The organism is Sphingobacteriales bacterium, from assembly GCA_012517435.1.
GTDB lineage: Bacteria > Bacteroidota > Bacteroidia > CAILMK01 > JAAYUY01 > JAAYUY01.
Genome location: JAAYUY010000252.1, coordinates 1 through 2,771, shown reverse-complemented (window position 1 = coordinate 2,771; position 2,771 = coordinate 1). Strand labels below are relative to the sequence as shown.

The 2,771-nt window shown below is 41.8% G+C and carries 2 protein-coding genes; both read left to right on the top strand.

The genetic code is table 11. The features are described 5' to 3' along the window. Positions 1-2,345: PKD domain-containing protein (locus GX437_13685; protein NLJ08706.1), on the top strand; the 2,345-nt coding region annotated here is incomplete at its 5' end. A 172-nt stretch (positions 2,346-2,517) separates the two neighbouring features. Then, the coding region (locus GX437_13680; protein ID NLJ08705.1) for a hypothetical protein at positions 2,518-2,771 on the top strand (254 nt) is incomplete at its 3' end.

Below are 2,771 nucleotides of genomic sequence, written 5' to 3'. Positions count from 1 at the left end.
CTCCAGATATTGGAGCTGACGAATTCACCGTTCCTGAAAATGATGCAGGCATTGCGGCAATCATTCAGCCAGCGGCTATTATTTGTGAGGGTTCTCATGATGTCAGGGTAGTGGTCAGAAATTTTGGAAAAGATGACCTGAAAAGTGTTACCATTAACTGGAAAATCAATAGCAGCACCCAGACCCCTAAAAGCTGGACAGGGACACTGAAAACACTTGAAACAGATACCGTCTTACTTGGTACTTATACATTTACCGGCAATACTACTCCTGCGATTCTGGCCTTTACCAGCCAACCCAATGGAAAAACTGACCAATCTACTTCCAACGACAGTCTGACCAAAAACATACAGGTGAAAACCCCACCTGTTGTCAATGCCGGGCAGGACGTCAATTTATGTTATGGCGACAGTGTCCTCATCGGGCCTGCTGCACAAAATGGATTTGCTTACCGCTGGTTAACCATGAACAATACCGTTATTGGTAATACTGCAAAGATTTATGTAAAACCATTCAGTGATGTTTCCTACGTTCTTGAAGTAACAGACCTGTCGTCTTATTGTGTCAATACTGATACCCTTTCAGTTTTTATCAAACCTTTACCCACCAGCAGTTTTAGTATTAATCAAGCGGTGCAGTGTCTGGATGGAAACCAGTTTGTCTTTACCAATAATTCCACAGGGGCTACCAGCTATATCTGGTATTTCGGAGATTTCAATGTTTCCTATGCCACTCATGCCACTCATTCCTATCAGAAAGACAATACCTATACAGTAATTCTCACGGCAATTTCAGCTTTTGGTTGCCGCGACAGCTCTTCCAAAACTGCGGAAGTCAAACCGCATCCTGTTTCTTCTTTCACCGTGAACAATTCAGGCCAATGCCTCAACAATAATTTGTTTGTGTTTAACAATACATCGACAGGTGCTGTCAGCTGGAAGTGGAGATTCGGTGATGGGCAGAGTTCGCTGCTCAGTGCTCCTTCTCATTCATACTCCGCTCAGGGAACTTATTCGGTCTGGCTGATTACGGAGTCGGCTTTTGGTTGTCAGGACAGCATTTCAAAAGATATTGATGTTTATCCACTACCTAAAGCCTCTTTTTCGGTCAATCAGGCCAGTCAGTGCCTTGATAATAATTTCTTCAATTTTTCAAATTCCTCCACCGGAGGCGCTTCTTATGCCTGGAGCTTCGGAGATGGCCATACTTCCAACAATATCAATCCCTCTAACAGCTACGATAAATATGGCATTTACGAGGTTAAACTGGTTGTATCTTCCATATTTGGGTGTAAGGATTCTGTCTCCACTCAGGTATATGTCAATCCTGCACCCAGGGCCAAAATAAGTGTTGATGATTCTGCTCAATGTGAAAGGGGCAATTTGTTTTCATTCACCGACCTCTCAACCATAGCTTCTGATTCAATTACCAAATGGAAATGGTCGTTTGGCGATGGAAGTACTTCAGTTTTACAAAATCCTGTTTATCAGTATCCCAAAGCAGGAACTTATAAATATAAACTGCTGGTGGAAAGTAATAAGGGATGTAAAGATTCCGTCAGTAAAACCCTCTTTGTATTTCCGCAGCCCAAAGCTTCTTTCACCATCAGCAACGACAGGCAATGTCTGAACGGGAATCATTTTGAGTTTACCAACACTTCGACCATCAGCAGCGGCACACTGAGTTATTTCTGGGATCTGGGTGACGGCACTACCAATTATTACCAGCACAACTCGCATCAATATTCCTCGGCAGGAGTATATCAGGTAAAACTAAGGGCAGTATCCCTGAAAGCCTGTGAAGACAGCGTCATTCATGAGGTAACGGTCAAACCCCATCCTAAGGTTAATCTCGGTGAAGATGATACCCTTTACAATACCGACCAAAAAATTCTGGATGCCGGAAGCGGATTTGATTCATATCATTGGTCAACCGGAGAAACTACGCAGCAGATTACAGTGGATTCTGTCAGATTCGGCACAGGGGTATTTGTTTTCTGGGTTAAAGTGGTTAAGGATAGCTGCGAAGGCTCCGACAGTATTACCATCAGTATTCAGAAACATGTTTCCCTTCCTGAACCTAAGGAATCAAATTCAGTTGCTGTCTTTCCGAATCCTGCCGGTGAAGTCCTTTACATTCATTATCAGGGAGATGACAGTTATTTGGTTATCAGTCTTTTGGATGTTTTTGGAAGAGAAATCAGAAGGGAGGAGCTAACTCACCTTCAAGGCAATCTTTATCAGATTGATATGAGTACTTTTGCTGCCGGGACTTACTTACTGAGAATAAACGGAGCAGGCATTAACAAAGTTTTCAGAATTGTGAAAAGGAATCAGTCCTTTTAAACCGGTTTACAGAAGGAATTTCAGGAACTGAATGTCTGCCTGCCGCCAATGATGAATTGACTGGTATGTGACCATAGGTTACTGTGATTTATAATTGTTTGATTTTCTGTATTTTAAGAATAAAATTTTCATTTTTTCAATATCGGATTTGATCAACCTATAAAACATTGTTTTGATACCGGATAATAAAGATTTAGAAAAGACAGATGCCATCATTGAAGAATTAAAAGATTGGCCTGCGGCAGTACTGAACAGTCATAAAAGTGCATCGCATCCCATTCATAAGCTTGTTTTTCTGGCAGATACAGGCTTTACTGTGGAGGATGCCCGAATCAGAACGATAACGGAAAAAATTCTTCAGAATAAATCGAAAGAAGGACTTTATCAGGTTAAGATGAACATTCCGGTTCATTTTGGCGGAACAGG